The organism is Shimia sp. MIT1388 (assembly GCF_047124445.1).
Classification (GTDB): Bacteria; Pseudomonadota; Alphaproteobacteria; order Rhodobacterales; family Rhodobacteraceae; genus Shimia.
Genome location: NZ_CP138921.1, coordinates 3,822,340 through 3,842,119, shown reverse-complemented (window position 1 = coordinate 3,842,119; position 19,780 = coordinate 3,822,340). Strand labels below are relative to the sequence as shown.

General features: G+C 56.7%; 14 protein-coding genes. 3 read left to right on the top strand and 11 right to left on the bottom strand.

Going from position 1 to position 19,780, the window contains the following annotated elements:
- Positions 1-141: 141 nt before the first annotated feature.
- Together SIB92_RS18915 and SIB92_RS18910 are read left to right on the top strand one after the other, a co-directional pair.
- Entirely contained in the window at positions 142-909 is a 768-nt protein-coding gene (locus SIB92_RS18915) for a DUF6615 family protein (protein WP_412553475.1), read from the top strand.
- Positions 896-2,023 (top strand): DUF4268 domain-containing protein, encoded by a 1,128-nt coding sequence (locus SIB92_RS18910; protein WP_412553474.1) that lies wholly within the window; start codon positions 896-898, stop codon positions 2,021-2,023. Before SIB92_RS18915 ends, SIB92_RS18910 begins: the two co-directional genes overlap by 14 nt.
- A gap of 62 nt (positions 2,024-2,085) precedes the next feature.
- On the opposite strand, the gene SIB92_RS18905 is transcribed toward SIB92_RS18910, so the two are convergent.
- From SIB92_RS18905 to SIB92_RS18885, 5 genes are all read right to left on the bottom strand, one after another.
- Entirely contained in the window at positions 2,086-2,283 is a 198-nt protein-coding gene (locus SIB92_RS18905) for a hypothetical protein (protein WP_054463755.1), read from the bottom strand.
- A 269-nt stretch (positions 2,284-2,552) separates the two neighbouring features.
- Positions 2,553-3,854: a type II toxin-antitoxin system HipA family toxin gene (locus tag SIB92_RS18900; RefSeq protein ID WP_412553473.1), complete on the bottom strand. Its 1,302-nt coding sequence runs from the start codon at positions 3,852-3,854 to the stop codon at positions 2,553-2,555.
- Between the two features lies 1 nt (position 3,855).
- On the bottom strand, positions 3,856-4,107 hold the full coding sequence (locus tag SIB92_RS18895; RefSeq protein WP_282094180.1) for a helix-turn-helix transcriptional regulator: 252 nt from the start codon (positions 4,105-4,107) through the stop codon (positions 3,856-3,858).
- A 139-nt stretch (positions 4,108-4,246) separates the two neighbouring features.
- Positions 4,247-5,110, bottom strand: coding sequence for a hypothetical protein (locus tag SIB92_RS18890; protein WP_412553472.1), 864 nt, complete (start codon positions 5,108-5,110; stop codon positions 4,247-4,249).
- Positions 5,111-5,637: 527 nt separating this feature from the next.
- Complete coding sequence (locus SIB92_RS18885; RefSeq protein WP_412553471.1) at positions 5,638-6,615, bottom strand: CDP-glycerol glycerophosphotransferase family protein; 978 nt, start codon at positions 6,613-6,615, stop codon at positions 5,638-5,640.
- An 876-nt stretch (positions 6,616-7,491) separates the two neighbouring features.
- Between SIB92_RS18885 and SIB92_RS18880 the strand changes: the two genes are divergently transcribed.
- Positions 7,492-9,786, top strand: a complete 2,295-nt coding sequence (locus tag SIB92_RS18880) for a calcium-binding protein (protein WP_412553470.1) — start codon at positions 7,492-7,494, stop codon at positions 9,784-9,786.
- A 71-nt stretch (positions 9,787-9,857) separates the two neighbouring features.
- Here the strand turns inward: SIB92_RS18880 and SIB92_RS18875 are convergent, their stop codons facing one another.
- The 6 genes from SIB92_RS18875 to SIB92_RS18850 all read right to left on the bottom strand — a co-directional run bounded on the left by SIB92_RS18875 (position 9,858) and on the right by SIB92_RS18850 (position 19,774).
- Positions 9,858-12,383 carry a Hint domain-containing protein gene (locus tag SIB92_RS18875; protein WP_412553469.1) on the bottom strand — a complete coding sequence of 842 codons (2,526 nt, stop codon included), beginning with the start codon at positions 12,381-12,383 and terminating at the stop codon, positions 9,858-9,860.
- Positions 12,384-12,548: 165 nt separating this feature from the next.
- Positions 12,549-14,828, bottom strand: a complete 2,280-nt coding sequence (locus SIB92_RS18870; protein ID WP_412553468.1) for an ATP-binding protein — start codon at positions 14,826-14,828, stop codon at positions 12,549-12,551.
- Between the two features lie 432 nt (positions 14,829-15,260).
- A complete protein-coding gene (locus tag SIB92_RS18865; RefSeq protein ID WP_412553467.1) occupies positions 15,261-15,761 on the bottom strand; it encodes an AAA family ATPase in 501 nt (166 codons plus the stop codon).
- Between the two features lie 151 nt (positions 15,762-15,912).
- Positions 15,913-17,559: a Na/Pi cotransporter family protein gene (locus SIB92_RS18860; protein WP_412553466.1), complete on the bottom strand. Its 1,647-nt coding sequence runs from the start codon at positions 17,557-17,559 to the stop codon at positions 15,913-15,915.
- A gap of 197 nt (positions 17,560-17,756) precedes the next feature.
- The gene (locus SIB92_RS18855; protein ID WP_412553465.1) at positions 17,757-18,722 is read right to left on the bottom strand and encodes a glycerophosphodiester phosphodiesterase family protein; all 966 of its coding nucleotides are present in this window, start codon (positions 18,720-18,722) and stop codon (positions 17,757-17,759) included.
- Positions 18,719-19,774, bottom strand: coding sequence for a sn-glycerol-3-phosphate import ATP-binding protein UgpC (locus SIB92_RS18850; RefSeq protein ID WP_412553464.1), 1,056 nt, complete (start codon positions 19,772-19,774; stop codon positions 18,719-18,721). Before SIB92_RS18850 ends, SIB92_RS18855 begins: the two co-directional genes overlap by 4 nt.
- Between the last annotated feature and the right edge of the window lie 6 nt (positions 19,775-19,780).

Sequence of the window (19,780 nt, the reverse complement as noted above, 5' to 3'; positions counted from 1 at the left end):
AGCATGCGCCAAGGAGAGCGGGCACTGTGCGACCAGCTCGTTATGGCGATGCACCGTCCTGCGTGCCACCTCCACCTGCAATCAGTTAGAGGCGGCACTATGAGGTTTTGGCCTGGCAAACCCAATATACATGCCTTGGGAATGCAAAAATATCTGCGCGATTTGTCGGGTGTTGTTTGGCGAGAACAGAACAACGCCTACAGAGAAGGGTTAAATCTTCAGGAAGAAACGATAACTGAATGTCTGCTGCTGCAAATGGCACGTGACCTCCCGAAGGCTGGGTTCCGAGTTAGACTATTTACCCGAGAACGCGAGAAAGATACCGGTGCAGACTGGGTTTGGTTCTTTAAACAAGGGTCGTGCCGCATTGGTTTCCGGGTTCAGGCCAAGAAGCTGTATAGGCGGCATGATCGAAGGCTCGGAAGAACCAACCAATTGATGCCGGGGCGGTACGATGGACATGTGCTGACGAAGGGTCAGACAAAAACTCTGATCAAGCGCGCGGGACCAAATAATCCCATCTACGTTTTCTACAACCACGACCATGTCAAAAACCGACAGTTGTTCCGCCAAGTTTCGTCGGGGTTCAAGCCGCCAAGTTTTTGGGGCTGTTCCGTAGCGTCTGCCAGTTTTGTCGAGCGAAAGAAGTCACGCGCACTGAGCGTTCTGCATCCTGGGATGCGGCCGCTGCATGAGCTCTTCCAGTATGGGCCCGGTTGCGGGTTAGCCAATGGGTTGAAGTTGCTCGATCCAGACATGGAAACAAAGATGCACGATGGGGACCCAGAATGGGTGCGCCTTCAAGAAAACACAACTGAGATGCAATCCTACTTGATGGCAGAGAACTTGAACGGGATCGCATATTTTGATGCAAGTGAAGTAGGAGAAGATTTCTTTGTTCCGCGTTGATTTGAACCAAAACCGCTTGTCCCGCCTGTCCCAGAAGCGCTTTTCTGAGTTGAACCTACGTGAGCGCGACCATTTGCAAGAGTGGCTGGCCAATCAACCTGACGCCCTCGGTGAGGAATTGCTGATCATTCAGAAAGAGTTCGACGGGTTTGATGAAACCCGTGAACGCCTGGATCTCTTGGCGCTCGACAAGGACGGCAACCTCGTTGTGATCGAGAACAAGCTTGATGACAGCGGGAGAGATGTGACGTGGCAGGCGCTGAAGTACACCGCCTACGTCTCGGGCCTGACCAAGACGCAGATCGTCGATATCTACCAACAATACCTCGACCGCTATGCGGGCGGCGGCAATGCGGCCGTGCGGATCTGCGAGTTCATGGAGGTAGAGGAATTGGAAGAGACCGTTCTCAACCCCGGTAATGACCAGAGGATGATCTTTATCGCCGCGAATTTCCGACGTGAGGTCACGGCAACGGTCCTATGGCTTCTCAGCCGTGGAATTCGTGCACAGTGTTTCAAGGTGACCCCATACGCGTTTGGCGAAGAGCTGATGGTCGACATTCAGCAGATTATTCCCACGCCTGAGGCCGCTGACTTTATGATCGGAATGGCGGCAAAAGATATTCAGGAAAACTCAGAGAAGACTGCCCAAAGGCGTAGCCATCAGGTCCGCCGCGAATTCTGGACCAACCTCAAGGAGGCATTCGCGCAAACACCTTGCCCAGTGTTCCCAACGATAACGGTAACCAAGGACAACTGGAACATATCTCCAGTTGTTGCTGGCACACACTACGATATCGTGCTGACCCAGAAAGCTGCCTTTGTGAAACTAAGTATCGAAAGGCCTGCTGCTGCCGAGAACAAGGCGATTTTCGATCACATTCACTCGCATCGAGAAGAAATTGAAGCGGACTTTGGAGCTGCGCTTGATTGGCGCAGGCTTCCACAGAACAAGGTAAGCCGGATTGAAGCATCACTGCCCTGTGATGGTTTTAACCCTGACAGCTGGCCAGAGGTCCATGATTGGATCCGCGAGACATCAACGAAAATGGCCGCCGCTATAGAAAAACACCTCAATGAAGCCATCGGCATAGCGCGGTCTCATGACGAATAGCGGTCCTGAACCGCGGATCATGACAAGATTGCCAGAGCGGGAAACCCGCCCTGGCGCTAAGGTCACTCGGTGACCGGTTCTTCATCGCGGCGCGGGAAGGCGACCATTTCGACGTCGGGGAACATGCTGTGCTTGACGTTGATCGAGGTGATGTTGCCGCTGTCGTCGGTGTTCACGAAGAGGACGCCGCAGCGGTCCCAGAAGTTCTTGCCGTCTTTTTCACCGGATTTGACGTTCAGTTTCAGAGTTTGAGTAGCCATTTTTTGATCCTCACTTTGAGTGTTTCGATGAACATGACCAAAGCTGGCACCAAGAGACTGTCAGCAAGAAACTTGCCTCGCGAGGAATGCGCTGGCGCAGGGGAATTTTCTTGTTGAAGCAGGGCTTGCACCGCGTCCGGCACGGCTGTCCGCTTATGTTCAGCAATCAGAAACACGGCGTTGAGGATCTGAGTTTGGCGCGCCAACCTGACCTGATTTCGTTTGAACCAGAATAGACGCGTTTTCGCACCAGGCGGGCGCAACCCGCTTTAGTTCAGCAGGTGCAACCTAGCCTTCAGAGCGCCGTCGATCGAAGAAACCAGCGCCTCAGGGAAACCCTCCGGAAGCTGATTGAACGTAGCCTCAACGATCGCTTGTGAAGTCTCCTGCAGCTCTTCGATCAGGCCCTGCACGACCGCGCGGGACAAGCCGGATTGAACTCCTGTCTCCACGATGTGGCGGCCCACTATATTTGCAACTTTGTAATGGTTTGAGTTTCCGAAATTCATAGCGAGCTTGAAGTATTTCCGCTCGATCTGCCGTGCGTCGACGGTCGGCTGCACCGTCAGCACGTCGTATAGCGGTGTCATGCGGAAACGGCCGCCGGGTAAGAGGCTGACGCTAAAGTTCTTTCCATGACCATCTGTTGCACCCAGCAACCAGAACAGGACGTTGGCTTTGAAAAAATCGTACCGGTCTTTGTTGGGGTCATCACTACCCAACAAGAGTTCCATGATGTCCGAGACCCCGGGGCCGCCCTCGTTCTGGTACTTTTGCGTGGGCACAACGGATAATGCTTGGCAGCAATCCTCCTGCGGCAGACGGATCAAGCGGCCATCGGACGTCCAGCGCCGATCAAAACGCTCAACCACCAAGGCTTTCTTGTCGCCAAACTGAGCCATTTCGACATTCGCAGCCCTAAGCCCAAACGCTTCCATCAACTTCAGGCACAGGTATTCGTTTTCAACGCTGTCGGACAGGTCCATACCGTTGGGCAGCCTGCCGATTTGCGGCTTGATGATGTGCGTGGTTGGCGTCGTACCGGTTGGCTCTATCCACTGGCCGTCTTTACGAAGCAGCGCGGTTTTTTCCTGTACACCAGCGACAGAAATGCGGAAATCATTCTCTCGGCGGATACCCAGTGGTGCTAGATCGAGGTCGCTCAAAATGGCCCCGATCTGCGCCTCGTCGACAGGTTCTCCAGTCAGCTCGGACATTGGCTGTGGCTCTTGCCCGTCGGGCAGAAACTGAAGCGCACCGATGCAGTCCCGCCCAATTTGTGAAAGCAAGCTGAAGGCATCGACGCCTTCGGCCCCGACACGTTCCGCGACCCTTCGGCGGATGACATCGCTATCGGGCAACAGGTTGTCAAAAACGGCGAGCACAGGTGGGCCGCTGTAGCGGTTCTCCTGCAATGGCAATGATAGCGACACCGGCATCCGGTGCTCCCATTCGAGCCAGTCTCGCGCATAGGCGAAACTGACGCCGCCCGAGGGCTCACGTACCAATTGGCCCACGAGCCGCGAGTTCAGGAAAACGTTCAGCGGTGTGTAGCTGCGCTTGCGGCCCATGTCAGAAAATGTCCTCAAGCCCGTCTGATGTGCCCTTGCTGCGCTCGGTTACCGTAATTTCGAGCTCCAGGGCCGCGATCAAATCGAATACCGTTTCCAGTTTGGCTCCGCCGCTGCCGTTCTCGATCTTGGAAATTGTCTCTTGCCAGACACCGCTCATCGAGGCGAGTTCCTTCTGAGTAAGATTCTTTGCCTTCCGAGCCTCGCGAATTGCGTGGCCCAAGTTTTTTGATGTACGAACGAGGTGCTTCATGGCGGTTCTCCTGCCATTGGATATGACCTCTAAATCATAAATTGTCAATATGATCTCCAAGTCATAAAGCCGCAGTATGACCTAAGCATCATAATGCTCGACAGCATTGGTAGCTGTTTTCCAGACTTCGCCAATGCTCTCACGCGTTCAGCCCTGCAGCACGAACCTGCTCGGGCGTCACAAGCTTTGACGCGATCAAATCCTCGATCTGCCGGTTCGTGATATGGCGGCACAGGGGATGGCGCTCGTGAATCCACTCGGCGAGGCTCGCACGGCCTTTGGCTTCGGCCTCTCGCGCCTTCTCGCGGTCGGCCTGCACCTGGGCCAGCCCCTTTTCCCACCGGCGCATCTTGAACCAGTTGTCGGAGAAGCAGACCTTGCTGCGCGTGTAGCCTTCGCTTTCCTTGGCATAGGCTTTGATCGCTTGCTTCAGGTCATCGGGCTCCACACCGGCTTTCACAGCCGCTGCAATCAGGCGCAGACTGGTCCGCCGGTCTCGGATCCTGTCCTCGGGATAGGCCGCCAAGATCTTCTCAGCTTCAAGATCTTCAACCTCCTCCGCCGCCTCGCGCTTGCGCGTAGGTGGTTTATGGATGGTTTTAGGATGGTTTGGGGTCCACCGTGAACCCCGTACCCCGTTCACCGTGGACCCCGTACCGGGTTCAGGCTGGACGGGGTTCACAGTGACCCCCGTCTCAATATCGGGCTCAGCCGTGGGTTCGAGCGCGGCCACGCGCTCCAGAACAATGCGGTAAATGACGGTGTAGCCGTTCTTGCAGTGCCGCCGCCCAGTCTCGATCAGAATGCCTTCGCGCAGGAAGTCGATGATGGTGCGCTTGACCGTGCTCTCGCTGAGCTCTGTGTGGCGCTGAATTGTCCCCTTGGAACACCAGATGCCCGAGCCGTCATCGCTCGCTTTGTCGGCCAGGAACATAATGATCTGCTTGCGCGCGGCGCTGCCAAAGCGGCGCTCGGCGCATTCGTTTGCGATGCGCCAGCTCATTGAACCACCTCACCGGTCAGAGGCCACGAAAAAGCGGACTGAGCGTTTGCGGTGCGGCGCTGGCCTGTGCTAATGTGCTTCGAAAGCTGACAGGCTTTTTCTATTTGGCCCCGGTTCACAGTTGCCGCTGTGACGGGGCCTTTTTCGTTTTGAACCGGCGAATTTGGCTTTGAAACTTTCGCTTTTTGTTCACTTTTTGTCAGGGGGTGTTTTGCACCCTTAAGCCGTTGTTTTCGCTTGCGCTCTTTCTGGATTGCAAATCCGTGTACACCGGTTCGATTCCGGTACTCGCCTCCATCATTCCGGATTTTCAAAGCCCCCCTGGTACCTCTCAAGCCTCCCGCCCAAAAGCAATCGGCGCACAGGTGGCTGTTGAGAATAGACGACGTTGACCAAACCCACCAGACAATGCGCCTGTGACATGCGCACGGGGAGCACAGCGCCGGTTTCCCTTTCACTTCAACGTCCCCAGCGCCGGTATCTATACCGGGTCTACCAACAGCGCGCACGGCATAGAACGCCGCAATTCAGCTGAGCACCTTCGACACACGTTTGCCCAATCGGTTCAAAGCCGCTGCGGAACGTTTGCGAATGCCGCCTTTGCGCACAAGCCGCCGTTCTGGCAGTTCCAGCATTGTCTCACCGGCCATCACCGACTTCACCAGCTCGGCCAAATCACCGTCCTCTGGCAGCCGAATTCTGTCTGCCTCGTCCCGATCCATCCAAGGTTGATACCCCTTCTGCATCAGACGGTTTTTCCAGATCGCTTCACAGAGATCGAGCTTCTGCTCAAAAAGGTTGGTCACTTCTGATTGTGTTTCGGCACCAAAATACGCGTTTTCACGCTTTTCCATCCGCTTGTCCCACAAAGGGTCCGCAGAAATACTCTCCAGGAACTCGGCCAACGGCACGCCGCGGAAGTCCCAAAGGTAACAATAGTCGGGAATGCTGGTCTTATTGATGTATTCGAGAATTTTGGGATTTTCCAAGTCCACAGGCACCACAACCGGTTTGCGAGAGTAGATATATTCAGAGATCACGCCGGAAACATCGGCAATCAACACATCCGACCAGTTGAAATCCGCCACTTTGCCTTTGGTTTTCGCAACCTGCTTCAGATCCTTTGCGATCCCCTTGTACCGTTTGTCATGCGCCCCGGTGCCCGGATGCGGGCGAAAGCGCAAGACACTCCCGGCGGCAGCATGGTCCTTCATCAACGGCGCCACGGTTTCCAACGAGCTGAAATTGCCAAGGTTTTGATAGCCTTCCCATGTTGGCGCATAGAGGATGTTTTTGATCGACCCTCGGGATTTTACGGTCTCAACGCCCTCAATAGGCGCCCCACCAACAACCAGAACCCGATCTGATTGGATTTGTAGCTTAGAGCTCAACACGCGATTGGTGGCATTGGCATCCGCCGCCAGCACGTAATCATACATCGAACTCAATCGCGTGACAGAAGAAGGCTTATCCGAATCTCCGTGCAAACCAAGAATATGGACCATCCGGGGATTTTCACGCAGGTATTTGACGTTATCAACCTTGTTTGTCGCGTAAATCGCGGTGTGCAAATGATCACAGGCCGCCATAAACTGATGTGGTGCGAAACCATCTTCGAAATGGAAAACCGGCACCCCCTTGGGGGCAAACTTACTGATCTTTCGCCCCTTTAACCCCTTGCAAACGATCATGCTCTTTCGCCGAGAATGCGCAATATACGGCCGGTAAATATCCAACTGAGAAAAGGCAAGCACCCCACCCCAAACATAGGCAACTTCTGGTCCAAAGAGGTACATGTTCAACAGGCTGACCGCCGCGCTTTTTTTGGTCGGGATATCCTGCACTGCCAGGGCGGAGAGGTCGCTTCTCAAAGCGTCCCTCAGGTCCCCCTCATAAAAAGAAAGCAGCCTTTCAATAAGCTTGGGATCACTACAAATTTTCATCGAAACACCGGTCACCGAAGATCAAAATTACTCGCTAAAATAGAAAGCGCAATTGCCGCATGGATGTATAGAAAAAACCAAAACGTCAACCCTATATATCCATTCCCAAATCTCGACGGCTCATCAACCACATCGAAGGTCCTTTTGCGCGCCACGACCATCAAGCTCCCCCACCATCGTCAGTGTCCTTTTGACTGAAGTGTTTTTAGCCTCAAACCAGCCCCGACGCACCCGCCCCTCTTTTCAAACCCTGGTGCGCGGTATTTCGCCACATTTTTCGTGCTTTGCCGCCTCGTTAACCTTCTATTAACCTTGCAATCAGCCGCCGCAGTGATCATCTTGCGGGTGATTGATGCGGCGTGAACTCTCCGCCGCCAAACAGCGCCAGAATGGCGCGCGGAAAACACTTTTAAAGAACGTAACTGACCCAGGCTCCCCATGACTCTTGAAAATATCACGTTCAGCCCCCTGAACGCGCCCGCCCCTGACATTGGCAATACCCCTGCAACTGCACGTTCAATCTCTGTCGGCGAAACCATCACCAGCACGTTTGAAGTGCGTGATGTCGACATGTTTGCCGTCACTTTGGAGGCTGGCAAGATCTATGAGTTCAGCTTTGACTATACGGATGCCTCCGGTCACACGATCCTGAACTACTACACCTTTAAGACCGACCTGTACCGCTACAGCTACAATGCGGACACCGACACCTACACCCAGGTAGAGTGGTATGAAACGGAAGGGGCAAACATTCCCCTGCTAGCAGATGTCACAGACACCTATTACATCAGTGCGCGGCACTTTTCTTGGTCAATCAACGAGCCGGTTGATTACACCTTCACTGTGAATGAGATCTTTGACGACTTTGGTGGGACAATTGCCGAGGCAACCGCCACTGAAGTGGGCACCGAGTTCTCCGGCAGCATCGACTATCGTTATGACGTCGACATGTTCGCCGTGACCCTGACCTCCGGCGAGACTTACTCTATCGATGTGACACCTGGCGACGGCGACGGCCTAGACTACATCCCCCTGTCGATTCTGGACGCCGACGGCAATGTCATTGCCCGCACCAGCGCGTCCTCATTGAACAGGATTGAACTCACCATCTCAGAGACCGCAACCTACTACGTGTCTGTGGAACATCGGTGGGGGTATGGTGAAGACGAGTTGAATCTGACCCACCTCGGCGCCTACACCGCGAAAGTGACCGCGGCGGGGGAAATCTTCGGCGACGACACCGACGAAACCATCAACGGCACCAGCCGCGACGACACGATCCGCGCCGCAGATGGCAACGACAGGGTCTACGCCCGCAAAGGCAACGACGTGGTCCACCTCGGCGATGGCAATGACTACGTCCGCGTTGGCGGCGGCCGCGAAGAATTCCACGGCGGCGCGGGTAAAGACTACATCAGCTATTATGACAGCAAAAACGGGGTGACGATCAACCTCGCCACCAATGAGGTGTCCGGCTCCTGGGCCGCCAACGACACCATCAGCGGATTTGAAAGCGTGTCCGGCTCCCGTACCGGTCATGACCGCATCTACGGCACCTCCGGTGCTAACACGATCAAGACCTATGGCGGCAATGACAAAGTCTACGCCGGCAAAGGTGCAGACAAAGTCTACCTCGGTAACGGCAACGATTATGTCAAAGCGGGGGGCGGCAAAGAAGAGTTCCACGGCGGCAACGGCATCGACTATCTCAGCTACTACGACAGCGCCAACGGTGTGACCGTGAACCTGTCGACCAATGAGGTGTCAGGCTCCTGGGCCAACAACGATGTGATCAGTGGCTTTGAAAATGTCTCCGGTTCCAAAACCGGGCATGACACCATCCTCGGCAACTCCGGCGCCAACAAGATCAAAACCTACGGCGGCAATGACGTTATTAATTCCGGCGGCGGCAGTGACAAAGTCTATGCCGGCAAAGGCAACGACACCGTCAATTTGGGCTCCGGCAATGACTATGTGAAAGTCGGCGGTGGCAGGGAAAGCTTCGATGGTGGCTCCGGGACGGACTACATCAGCTACATCGACAGCAAAAATGGCATTACCATCGATCTGCGGGCCAACACCGTCTCCGGCTCCTGGGGCGAAAACGACACAATCCGCAACTTCGAAGGCGCCTCTGGGTCACGCACCGGAGCGGACACAATGTACGGCACCGACGGGTCCAACACTCTGAAAAGCTATGGTGGTAACGACCGGCTTTATGGCCGCGGCGGAAACGATAAACTCGACGGCGGTTCCGGTAACGACCGGCTCGACGGCGGCAGCGGCGTGGACACGTTGTACGGCGCTTCAGGCAACGACAGCCTATTTGGCGGGTCTTCCAACGACACCCTCTACGGTAGCGATGGCGAGGACAGCCTCGACGGTGGGTCTTATAATGACCGGCTTGATGGAGGCCGCGGTCACGATACCCTACTCGGCGGTACAGGTAACGACACATTGGTGGGCGACTACGGTAACGATGTCCTAACCGGGGGATCAGGTTCTGATGTTTTTCTTTTCCGGCCTGGGCTAGGCAATGACACGATCACGGATTTCCAAGACAACATTGACGAAATTCAACTACTTGGCTTCTACGACACATCCGGCGACGGAAAAATTGGTCTCTATTATGAACGCTATGGCAACCTGTACATTGAGTTTGACAACGGTCACTTGCTTACGATCCTGGATACCAGCTTCTATCAAATTCTGAACGACACACTTATTCTGTAAGAATACTCGTAAGGGAGCAAAGAAAACGGGCGGCCTGGTCCCAAGGCCGCCCGTTTTGCATTTGCGTCATCTCACGCCACGTCCTGGCCGGGCTTGCGCAGCACCTCGCGTGCTGTGTCGCCATAAAGCTGCGCCACCTTGTCCCGCACCGACATGCCCAACACCCCGGGGAACAGCGTGTCGATTTCCGCCCGCGCCTCCGCGTTCATCGCCTGCAAGGCCATTGGTCCCGGATACAGGCTCTCGCTCGGGCTGCCGTTGGAAAACACAATCTGGTGGCGCTCAAACATCATATGGAAGTAGGTCACTTCCTGTTTGCCCAGCGCCACCCGTGTGCCACTGACAAAGCGATGCAAATGGGTCGCCCGCACAAGAATGTCACTACCCGGCAAAAGCACACCGTGCTGCGGCGACACCAGCAGCGGGCGGTCCACCCCTAGCACGCCGGCGTTGATATGGATTGGTCGCAACTTCGGCTGCGCGCGCAGTTGGTGGCCCGACAGGGACGTGCTGCCGATCCACACAATCGGCTGCGGCCCGTTGTCCATCGTCGTGACCAAATCGCCCGGCTTCAGGCTCTCGATCGGGCGCTCGCCCTGCGGCGTCAGGATCATCGTGCCGGTGGTGAAACATACCACGCCGGTGTTGTCCGCCGTCAGCTGCACATCACCGGTAAAGCTCAGGCTACCATCGCCAAACTGCGTGTTGTCGGAATAGTCCACCGCATTGCCCTTGGCATCCAGCGTGTTGGACTGGTTGAGCACACCATCATCCGCCATATCCGCATGCAGTTCATGCATGGAGTCATAGTGACCGCTCAGATCGACAAAATCGTTGTTGCTGCTGTCCCCATCGTTGAGCGCACCGGTGTTGCCGGTGTTGAAATCGCCAATCGTGTCATTGCCACCGCTGACCACAAACACATCGTCGCCACTGCCCCCCAGCAGCTTGTCGTCGCCAACCCCGCCATCCAGCGTGTCGCTGCCCCCGCCGCCAAAAATCGTGTCATTGCCCGCTTCGCCATAGACCACGTCATCGCCGTTGTCGGCATAAATGGTGTCGTCCCCCCCCGCTTCCGGATCAATTTCGTCCCAGCGTTCAGCCACCAGATAGTTGTCGTCCGAATAGACACTATCCAACGAGATCGCCTGGATCGGCTTACTCGACAACAACTCCATATCGGCATTGTTGGTGTATTCCGGCGCGAGGAAGAATTTGCCATCAACAGTCTGAAACACAACCGCTGTAAACGATCCGGTTGATCCATCCTCAAACGTCACGGTCGCGTTGTAGCTGGCGTTGGAATCCATCACCTGCTGAACGCCGTCAATCGACATCTCCGAAGTGGCACCGACGGCCATCTCGTCGTTTTCATCAACCCCGCCATCCCCATCGAGGTCGTTGATATCCACACGCACAATGTGACCTGACAAGGGATCACTGGCGCCACCGTAGCTGCCAAGAATGCTCGCCGCATTATTGGTGTAGCCGGCGCTTTCATCCCCATCCATGTCGCCCGCTGTGCCGAGGTAGTAGGCGTTCCAGCTCGCATGGATCTGCCACTCGGTGTTGCTGTCCGCATCGCCGTAAATCGTGTCATTGCCGATACCGGCAGAAATGAAGTCGCCGCCACCGCCACCTTCTACAAAGTCGTCTCCGGATTCTGCATAGATGGTGTCCCGCCCATCGCCGCCGGACACAGTATCCGCATCCGACCCGGCATAGATGATGTCATCGCCAGCGCCACCAGACACCACGTCAAAGCCATCGGAGGCAGTGATCCAGTCGTTGCCGTCACCGCCAAGCACCGTGTCCGATCCACTTTCGCCCTGCAACGTGTCGTTGCCCGCGCCACCGGACAGGCTGTCATCGCCCATGCCGCCGGAGGCCACATCCGCCCCCGCGCCCATGTCGACAACATCATCACCGCCACCCGCGGCCAGAAAGTCATCCCCGTCACCGGCATCAATTGTATCGCTGCCCTCACCGGCATAAATCGTGTCATTCCCACCGCCGGTGCTCACGACGTTGCTACTGTCGTTGAGTTGATCCCCCTCCGCGTCAGTATATCCGGTGCGCAGTTCCTCGCCGCCCTCGGTACCCTCCACCACGCCATCAGTTGCAACGTAGTCTCCGGCCACACGGCTCGCAGTTAGATCGTCGCCGGAGTTGTGTACGCTGTTCAGAGTCAGGGACTGGATCGCCTTGGCTTCCAGTGCATCTTGATCTGTGTTCTCGGCATATTCTGGGGCCAGGAAGGTCTGCCCATCCGTGGCCTGAAATACCACCGCCGTGATATTGGCCGTGGTGCCATCGGTATAGGTGATCGTCGCGTTGTAATCCACCAACCCATCAAAGGTCAGCACTTCGCCACCATTGATCTGGAACTGGTCATTACCTTCATTGTTGTTGATGTAATAATAGTCGTAGTCTGGCCCGTACTGGCTCATGGTCACGAGGTTGCCAGACAACGGATCATCCGCACCGCCCAGTGTCTGCCCAACCAAGTCGTTGGCATTTTCGGATGAGTAGTTGCCCTCAATCGGATCAAGTTCCGCGAGTGTTCCGAGGTAGAATACATCAAAGGTTGTGGCCATGACCAAGGCTCCAGAATCAGTTTGGAGGCTCGATCTAAAGGGCGTGCGTTAATTCACCGGCAAGAAATTCGTGGCGGTTTTGGGCAAAACAAATTCAATTTTTGGAAGATTTTTGATGGTACCGACCTAGGGTTGAACCCCTTATTTTTAAGGTCGCCATTGGCGTTAGGCGGCCCCTTCAATCGGAGGTACGTCGGACTTGGTTGTGGCCTCATCCAGTAGTTGCGCCTGAAACCGCAGCATCCACTCAAGCAACACCGCCTTGCGAATAGGCTTGGTCAGGAAGTCGTCCATCCCCGCATCCAGACAGGCCTGCATCTCCTCGTCAAAGGCATGCGCAGTCAGCGCCACGATCGACGGCTGCACGATGTTCAGCTCACGAATGACCTGCGTTGCCTCAATCCCGCTCATGCGCGGCATCGACATATCCATAAACACCAGATCAGGCGCAAAACTCTGCACCTGCTCCACCGCTTCAACACCGTCCTTGGCAAAGGCCAACTCAATCGGCTGGTCCGCCAGATATTTCTTCAACAGGAACCGGTTGGTCTTGTTGTCCTCAGCCACCAGCACCCGCAATCCCGGCACCAGAGCCTGAGGCGTTTCTTGTCTTGCACCACGCGGGGCAACACTGGGCATCTCCGCCGCTTCGTAAGGAAACTCCATGCGGAAGGTTGCGCCAACTCCTTCTTCAGACTGCACCGAAATCGACCCGCCCATCACATCCAGAATGTGTTTGGAAATCGACAGCCCCAGCCCTGTGCCGCCAAACTTCCGTGTCGTCGCCGCTTCCGCCTGAGTGAAGTGGTCAAAGATGTGCGCCTGGTTCTCTTTCGAAATCCCAATCCCCGTATCTGTCACTTCACAGATCACGCGATTGCCATCCACATCCTCCGCATGGCTCAGCTTCAGGTAAACACCACCTGTTTCCGTGAACTTGATCGCATTGCCGACGATATTGGTCACCACTTGCCGCAAGCGCCCGTCATCAGCTTTGATGAACTCTGGCACTTCACCTTCAACCTCACAGCGGAGTTCCAGACCTTTGCTGCGCGCGGCCGGGGTCAACAGGTCCAGTGTTTCCTGCACACAGGCCCGCGGCGCAAAACTCACCGGGTGTAACTCCATTCGGCCCGCATCCAGTTTGGACAGGTCCAGAATGTCATTGATGATCGCCATCAACGCTTGAGAAGACCCGCGGATTGTATCCGTATAACGTCCCTGTTCCTCGTCCAGGTTGGTCTCTGACAGCAGGTCCGCCATGCCAATCACACCGGTCAGCGGCGTACGGATTTCATGGCTCATATTGGCGAGGAATTCCGCCTTGGCCCGTGCGCCCTCTTCTGCCGCCTGACGTGCCTGCCCCATCTGGACAGCCAGTTTGCGGCTCTCGGTGACGTCCCGCTCGATGGACACAAAGAACTCCGGCTCCCCATCGGCGCCCTGGATCGGGAACAGGTTCACATCCAGCCAGATCTTGCGCCCGTCACGGGTCACATTCTGCACTTCGCCGCGAAACGGCTGCCCGGCCTCCACCGCCAGATCAATGGTGTTGATCGCCTTGAGCGCCTGATCCGCCCCGGTCAATAGATCCGCGATGATGGTGCCTTTGGCCTCGGCAAAGGAAAACCCGGTCACCCGCGTGAACGCATCATTGACCCAAACAATCCGCCGCTGCCGATCCGTAATAATCACACTGTCGTTGGCATGACGCGCCACCAGAGACAGCTGTTGCAACTCGGTTTGATGTCGGTCCATGCGCGCATACATCACCTTCATCTCGGACTTCTGCCGCTCCAGATCCTGCGTGATCCGGAAATTGTTCATGCCCGATTTGGTGAAAGCGAGGAACATATACAGCATGCAGAAGACCAACATGGTGCCTGCCACATCCATCATCACAAACGGCGTCCAGCTCTTGGCCCAGATCGCTTGTAGACCCACGTATAAAAACGGTGCCGAGAGGTAGAAGGACAACCGCGTAAAGGCCGCCGTCGGGTTTTTGGGCAAAACAATCGCGGCATTCACCGCCCCCAATCCCAAAGCCCCAATGACAAAGAGAATATTCGCGCTTTCCCCCAGCTCGAAGTAATAGACCGACACCCCGGCCACCACACTCATGCCCTGCAGCGCACTGGTGATGGTCGCCCATTTCTGCCCACGCTTGAGGTTCCCGACCAACGCTTCTCGCCGCACAAGCGTGCGCAAGACCAGACAGTCGATCGCATCGCCAAACAAAAGGATGGTGAGGCTCAGCAGAACCGGCATCAGATCAATTGCAAAGTAGCTGATACCGCAGCCAATCGTATATAGCGCCAGACGCACCGGCAGCCGCCCAACCCGCTCATCCGCATAGGCCAGCAGCAGCTTGCGCCGTGCGCGCAATTCTGACTCCTGCGCTGAAGGCCGCGCAATCGGGCTGAATACGGTGGAAGTGTCTTTCATTTGGGTGTTCAGGCTACGGCTCCGCTTTCGCGGAAAGTAAAGCCTCCAAAAGGTTAACATTCGCTGAGGCCACGTTTTCCTACCTAAGTCGTAGAGCCACGCAGCTCGCCACCCTCAAGCGCACCTTATTTTCAAGGCACACCTCCTGGTAATATCGGGTATGCAACCAATCTGGCCGCCGCGCGACCGGAGACAAACTGCCCCTAACCTCTCCTCTGTTCCGTCTTTTTCTTGTTGGCAGCCTCTTGGCGACTCACCCCGGCATCCCTCAAAGACACAGGAGAATTGCGCCTTGAAGATGTTCAAAACGCAGCCAAAAAACCACAGATGCGACTCTTGTTTCGCCCATTCTAGGCGTCGTCGCGCGGACTATGGCCCAGCATTCTGCATCTCGCAACAGTTACAAAAAGCCGTAACGTCGCGGCCCAGGGGCTAAAACTGGCCGGATTGGTGCAATACCAGATCAAACCCTTCGGCCTCATCCGGTCGCTCAAAATGCAATGCCAATCTGTCAAATTGGTCTTTGGACAGCTGAAACTCATGGCTGCCCTCTTGATTTCGCGACTGCGCACGTTGCCAACAGACATCCTGTGGCACATCCAGAAAATGCAGCGTGGGCGTCACGCCCGCCTCTCGTCCCAGCCCAACCAACCAGGCGCGCGCCTCAACTGTATTGGCGGCAAAATCCATCACCACAGCCTGTTTCGCCTGCAACAAGGCCACCACATGCGGCCCCAAAGCCCGCCGCAACCGTGCGGTACACCGCACATAATCAGCCAAGGAATGCAATTCCTCCGCAAACAGTGCCGACAGCCATTGGTCTTCAGACAGCACAATCGCATCATGATCCTGCGCCAACTGTTGCGCCAAAGTGGATTTTCCGGAGGCGGCATAACCGCAGACAAGGTGAAATTTCGAAAAAGGCATCGACATGGGGCCTCCCCAGTCAGAATGGATTTGGAAAACGACACATACGCCCGGCCCGACAGATCAGACCGGGCTACTAATGCAAATCGCTTCAAACACCCAAAATTCCATATCCCTGCTTAGGAAGTCGAGCGTCCTGTGTCCAGCCCCGGCGACTTCAGCTTTCCGCTGGCGACAAGCGGCTCGACAGCAAATCGCCGGTCTCCGCCAAAATCGGATACCCCACCATGGCAAAGGACGTGTTCACCTGCTTCAGCACCCGCAACGTCTCTTGATGGATATTGCTGGTCTCGATGCTTTCAGAAAGCCCCTCATGCAGGCGCTTCAGGTGCTTGCGCTGCAGCTTTTGCTCCACGCCGCGCACCTTTTCCTTCTGCGCCACCAACTCCCGCGCGTCATCCGGTTGCCCCGCCATCATCACGCTCAACGCCAATTGCACGTTGGCCAGCACCCGGTCATGGAAATCACAAATCTCCTGCCGTCCCGCGCTGGAGAAGTTCAACCCTTCCAGATCCATCCGCCGCGCCAGCTCCACCAGATTGCGCGCCAATACATCAGACGCCGCCTCAAGGTTGGAGGCCAGCAAAGACAGCTCCATCGCGCCCTTTACTGTCGCCTTGTCCAACTCATGCCGGTTCAACTCCGCCAGATAAAGCTTGATCTCCTGATGGGTCTTGCGCACCGCCGCATCATTGGCCCGGATCGCCTCGGCACTGGCATCACTCCAGGTGTCAAACAGCCGTTGCCCGGCGATCAACATGGTTTCCACCCGCTCGCCCATGCGCATCATCTCACGCGAGGCATTGGCCAGCGCCCGGGCTGGCGTATCCAGCGCGCTTGGGTCCAGGGCGGAAGCAATCGCCGCTTCATCCGCCACCGGCGCGGCCACAAACCGGCCTGCGATTTTGGCAAACAAGTCCACAAATGGCAGCGCCAGCACACAGAGCACCGCGTTAAACACCAGATGCAGGTTGATGGTCTGAGTCGCGGCCGAAGTCCCCAGCCATGCCAAGTCCACCTCCACAAACCGCAGCCCCAACAGCACCAGCACCGCGCCACCGCCCCGCAGGCCAAGGTTGGCCATTACGATCCGCCGCGCCTCCGGCTCTGCCGCCAATGTCAGCACATAGGCAATCATCGCCCCGCCCAGATTGGCGCCCAAAACCATCGCCATGGCCGCCTCAGTCGGCAACGCGCCTTGCGCCACCAAGGTCACAAACAACAAAACCGCCGCCACGCTGGAATGCACCATCCAGGCAAACACCGCGCCAATCACAAAGGCCGCAAACAGGTCTGCCCCCAGATAGGACAGCATCCGCAACGCCGCTTCACTTTCCATCACCGGCGCCGTGGCCGCCCGCAGCATGTCCAGCGACACAAAAATAAGCGCCAGACCAATCAGGATCCGCCCGGTCTGTCGCACACGTCGCTGTTGCCCGCGTAAAAACAGCCCGACACCAAGCACCAGCAACAACGGGATCAACCAAGTCTGCCGCACCAACAGCACCTGCGCCACCAATGCGGAGCCCACATCCGCACCTAGAATAATCGCCAGCCCAACGGGCACCGACACTGCGCCGTTGGCGGCAAAATTGGACACCAGCATCGCAACCGCGGTCGAGCTTTGCAGCAGCATCGACACCACCAGCCCCGCGCTGGCCGCCAATCCGCGGTTCTTGGCAGACCGACGCAACCACAGCCTGAGCTGCACCGCAAAGGCCCGCTCCATTCCCGTGCGCACCAAACGCACCGCCCAAATCAAAAGCGCCGCTGCGCCTGCAATATTAATCAGGAAAAGGAGCATGTTATGTGTCTAAGTCCACTTCTTCTTATTGGGCCGCTTACGCCACATGCGCGCCCCGCACGACAGGGCATCGGGTCGCCCCGACCGGTTCCAATGTAGGCATTGTCCAACAAAATGCCCGCATTGCGGGATCACGTGCGGTCACAAACCGGCACCTTACCGGCCAAGACCGGCCCACACCAGCAAATGGCGGCAGATTACTCCGCCACCATCCGGGCCACGTCTTCGTTCCAGACCAGCCCACGTTCCAGCAACACCCGCTGCGCCCGGCCCGGGTAATCCGTGACAATTCCGTCGACTGCTGCATCAATCATACGATGCATGTCGTCGACCTCGTTCACGGTCCAAGTCGACACCAACAGGCCCAGCGCATGCGCTTGCGCCACAACCTCAGGCGTCACATCCAAATAGTGCGGGCACCACATTTGCCCACCGGCTTCGACAACCGCCTGCGGCACGGGCATGCCCAGCTTGGCAAAATCCGGCGCCACCGATTTTGAGGAATCCTCTCCCGGATCGTCCGCATTCTTCGGCATGATGGTCAAAAACGAGCGCGGCATATCCGGCGCAATACGCCCGCACACCTCAAGCAGGTTCCAGTCAAAACTGTGCAACACCGTGCGCTGTTCCAGCCCACGCGTCCGCACGGCTTTCACCACCTCAGACACCAGTCGCTCGGTCACCTCTGGAGTGTGCGCCGTCTCCGGATCCGACTTCATCTCCAGCAGGAACAGCATATCTGCGCCCTGCGGCGTCAACGCCATGTCCAGCAGATCGCCCAAAGTTGGCACACGCACGTTGGACATAAACACCTGATCCGGAAACCGCTGACCATAAACCGTGCGCCCATCGAGGCCGCCAACGTCGTAACTCTGCAACTGCGCCAATGGCAACTCGGACACCTTGAGCTCCGCGCCCTGCAACCATTTGCCATCCGCGCCACGCGTCGCCGCGTTTAACAGGTGATGATTGTGCGTCACCACCGGCACTGCGTCCTGCGTCAGCACCACGTCAAACTCCAGAGCCACCACGCCGGACTTCACCGTGAACTCAAACCCCTCAAGTGTGTTCTCCGGCATCACGCCCCGCGCGCCCCGATGCCCGACCAGCCGAACCAATCCGGGCGCACCGCGAAAACCGTTTAACTGGGGAAACTGCGTCATGCGTCGATCCGCTTGCCTGTGGTTGCGTCAAACAGGTGCAGGTCTTCGGCCGCGGCAGAAAAGCCCATCACCGTGCCCGCGTCGGTCGTGACATGGCCCGGAACACTCGCCACAACATCGGTCTCCGAACCTTCCAGAACCCCGTGCACCAACGTATTGGCACCCAACTGCTCCACCATCTGCACAACAATGCGGATCGCGCCCGCGTCATCCTGCACCAGATGCTCTGGCCGCACGCCCAGCGTGACCTTGCCACTGGCCTGCGCACCGCCCGCCAATGTCACGCCGTTGCCCAGCGCGAGGGTATCGCCCTGCGCATCTGCTGGTAGGAAGTTCATCGACGGGCTGCCAATGAAACCAGCAACAAACACAGTCGCCGGACGATCATAGAGCTCAATCGGCGTGCCAAATTGCTCCACATAGCCGCCATTGAGCACCATCAACCGATCACCCAGCGTCATCGCCTCAACCTGATCGTGGGTCACGTAGATCGAGGTCACGCCCAAACGCTGTTGCAGTTTGCGAATTTCCAGACGCATCTGCACCCGCAGCTTGGCATCGAGGTTGGACAGCGGCTCATCAAACAGGAACACCTGCGGATTGCGCACAATCGCGCGCCCCATGGCCACACGCTGACGCTGACCACCGGACAGCTGACGCGGTTTGCGGTCAAGATACTGCCCAATCTCCAAAATCTCTGCCGCCTCTTGCACGCGACGGTCAATTTCCTCTTTGGAGATTTTGCGGATTTTCAGACCATAGGCCATGTTCTCGCGCACAGTCATATGCGGATAAAGCGCGTAGTTCTGGAACACCATCGCAATGTCGCGATCAGCAGGCTCCAGCTTATTGACCACCGTGTCACCAATGCTGATCTCACCCGAGGTCACGGTCTCAAGCCCCGCAACCATGCGCAAGAGCGTGGACTTACCGCAGCCCGACGGGCCGACGATGACGATCAGTTCGCCATCCTGGATCTCGCCTTCGACATGGTGCAGGACTTCGACATCGCCATAGGTTTTGACAAGATCTTTGAGTGTAATGGATGCCATTCTCAG

Excerpts from the sequence above, each read along its gene's own strand:
- SIB92_RS18915 (WP_412553475.1), top strand. The coding sequence starts at position 142 with ATGCAAAAATATCTGCGCGATTTGTCGGGTGTTGTTTGGCGAGAACAG.
- SIB92_RS18905 (WP_054463755.1), bottom strand. The coding sequence starts at position 2,283 with ATGGCTACTCAAACTCTGAAACTGAACGTCAAATCCGGTGAAAAAGAC.
- SIB92_RS18900 (WP_412553473.1), bottom strand. The coding sequence starts at position 3,854 with ATGGGCCGCAAGCGCAGCTACACACCGCTGAACGTTTTCCTGAACTCG.
- SIB92_RS18895 (WP_282094180.1), bottom strand. The coding sequence starts at position 4,107 with ATGAAGCACCTCGTTCGTACATCAAAAAACTTGGGCCACGCAATTCGC.
- SIB92_RS18890 (WP_412553472.1), bottom strand. The coding sequence starts at position 5,110 with ATGAGCTGGCGCATCGCAAACGAATGCGCCGAGCGCCGCTTTGGCAGC.
- SIB92_RS18885 (WP_412553471.1), bottom strand. The coding sequence starts at position 6,615 with ATGGTCCATATTCTTGGTTTGCACGGAGATTCGGATAAGCCTTCTTCT.
- SIB92_RS18880 (WP_412553470.1), top strand. The coding sequence starts at position 7,492 with ATGACTCTTGAAAATATCACGTTCAGCCCCCTGAACGCGCCCGCCCCT.
- SIB92_RS18875 (WP_412553469.1), bottom strand. The coding sequence starts at position 12,383 with ATGGCCACAACCTTTGATGTATTCTACCTCGGAACACTCGCGGAACTT.
- SIB92_RS18870 (WP_412553468.1), bottom strand. The coding sequence starts at position 14,828 with ATGAAAGACACTTCCACCGTATTCAGCCCGATTGCGCGGCCTTCAGCG.
- SIB92_RS18865 (WP_412553467.1), bottom strand. The coding sequence starts at position 15,761 with ATGTCGATGCCTTTTTCGAAATTTCACCTTGTCTGCGGTTATGCCGCC.
- SIB92_RS18860 (WP_412553466.1), bottom strand. The coding sequence starts at position 17,559 with ATGCTCCTTTTCCTGATTAATATTGCAGGCGCAGCGGCGCTTTTGATT.
- SIB92_RS18855 (WP_412553465.1), bottom strand. The coding sequence starts at position 18,722 with ATGACGCAGTTTCCCCAGTTAAACGGTTTTCGCGGTGCGCCCGGATTG.
- SIB92_RS18850 (WP_412553464.1), bottom strand. The coding sequence starts at position 19,774 with ATGGCATCCATTACACTCAAAGATCTTGTCAAAACCTATGGCGATGTC.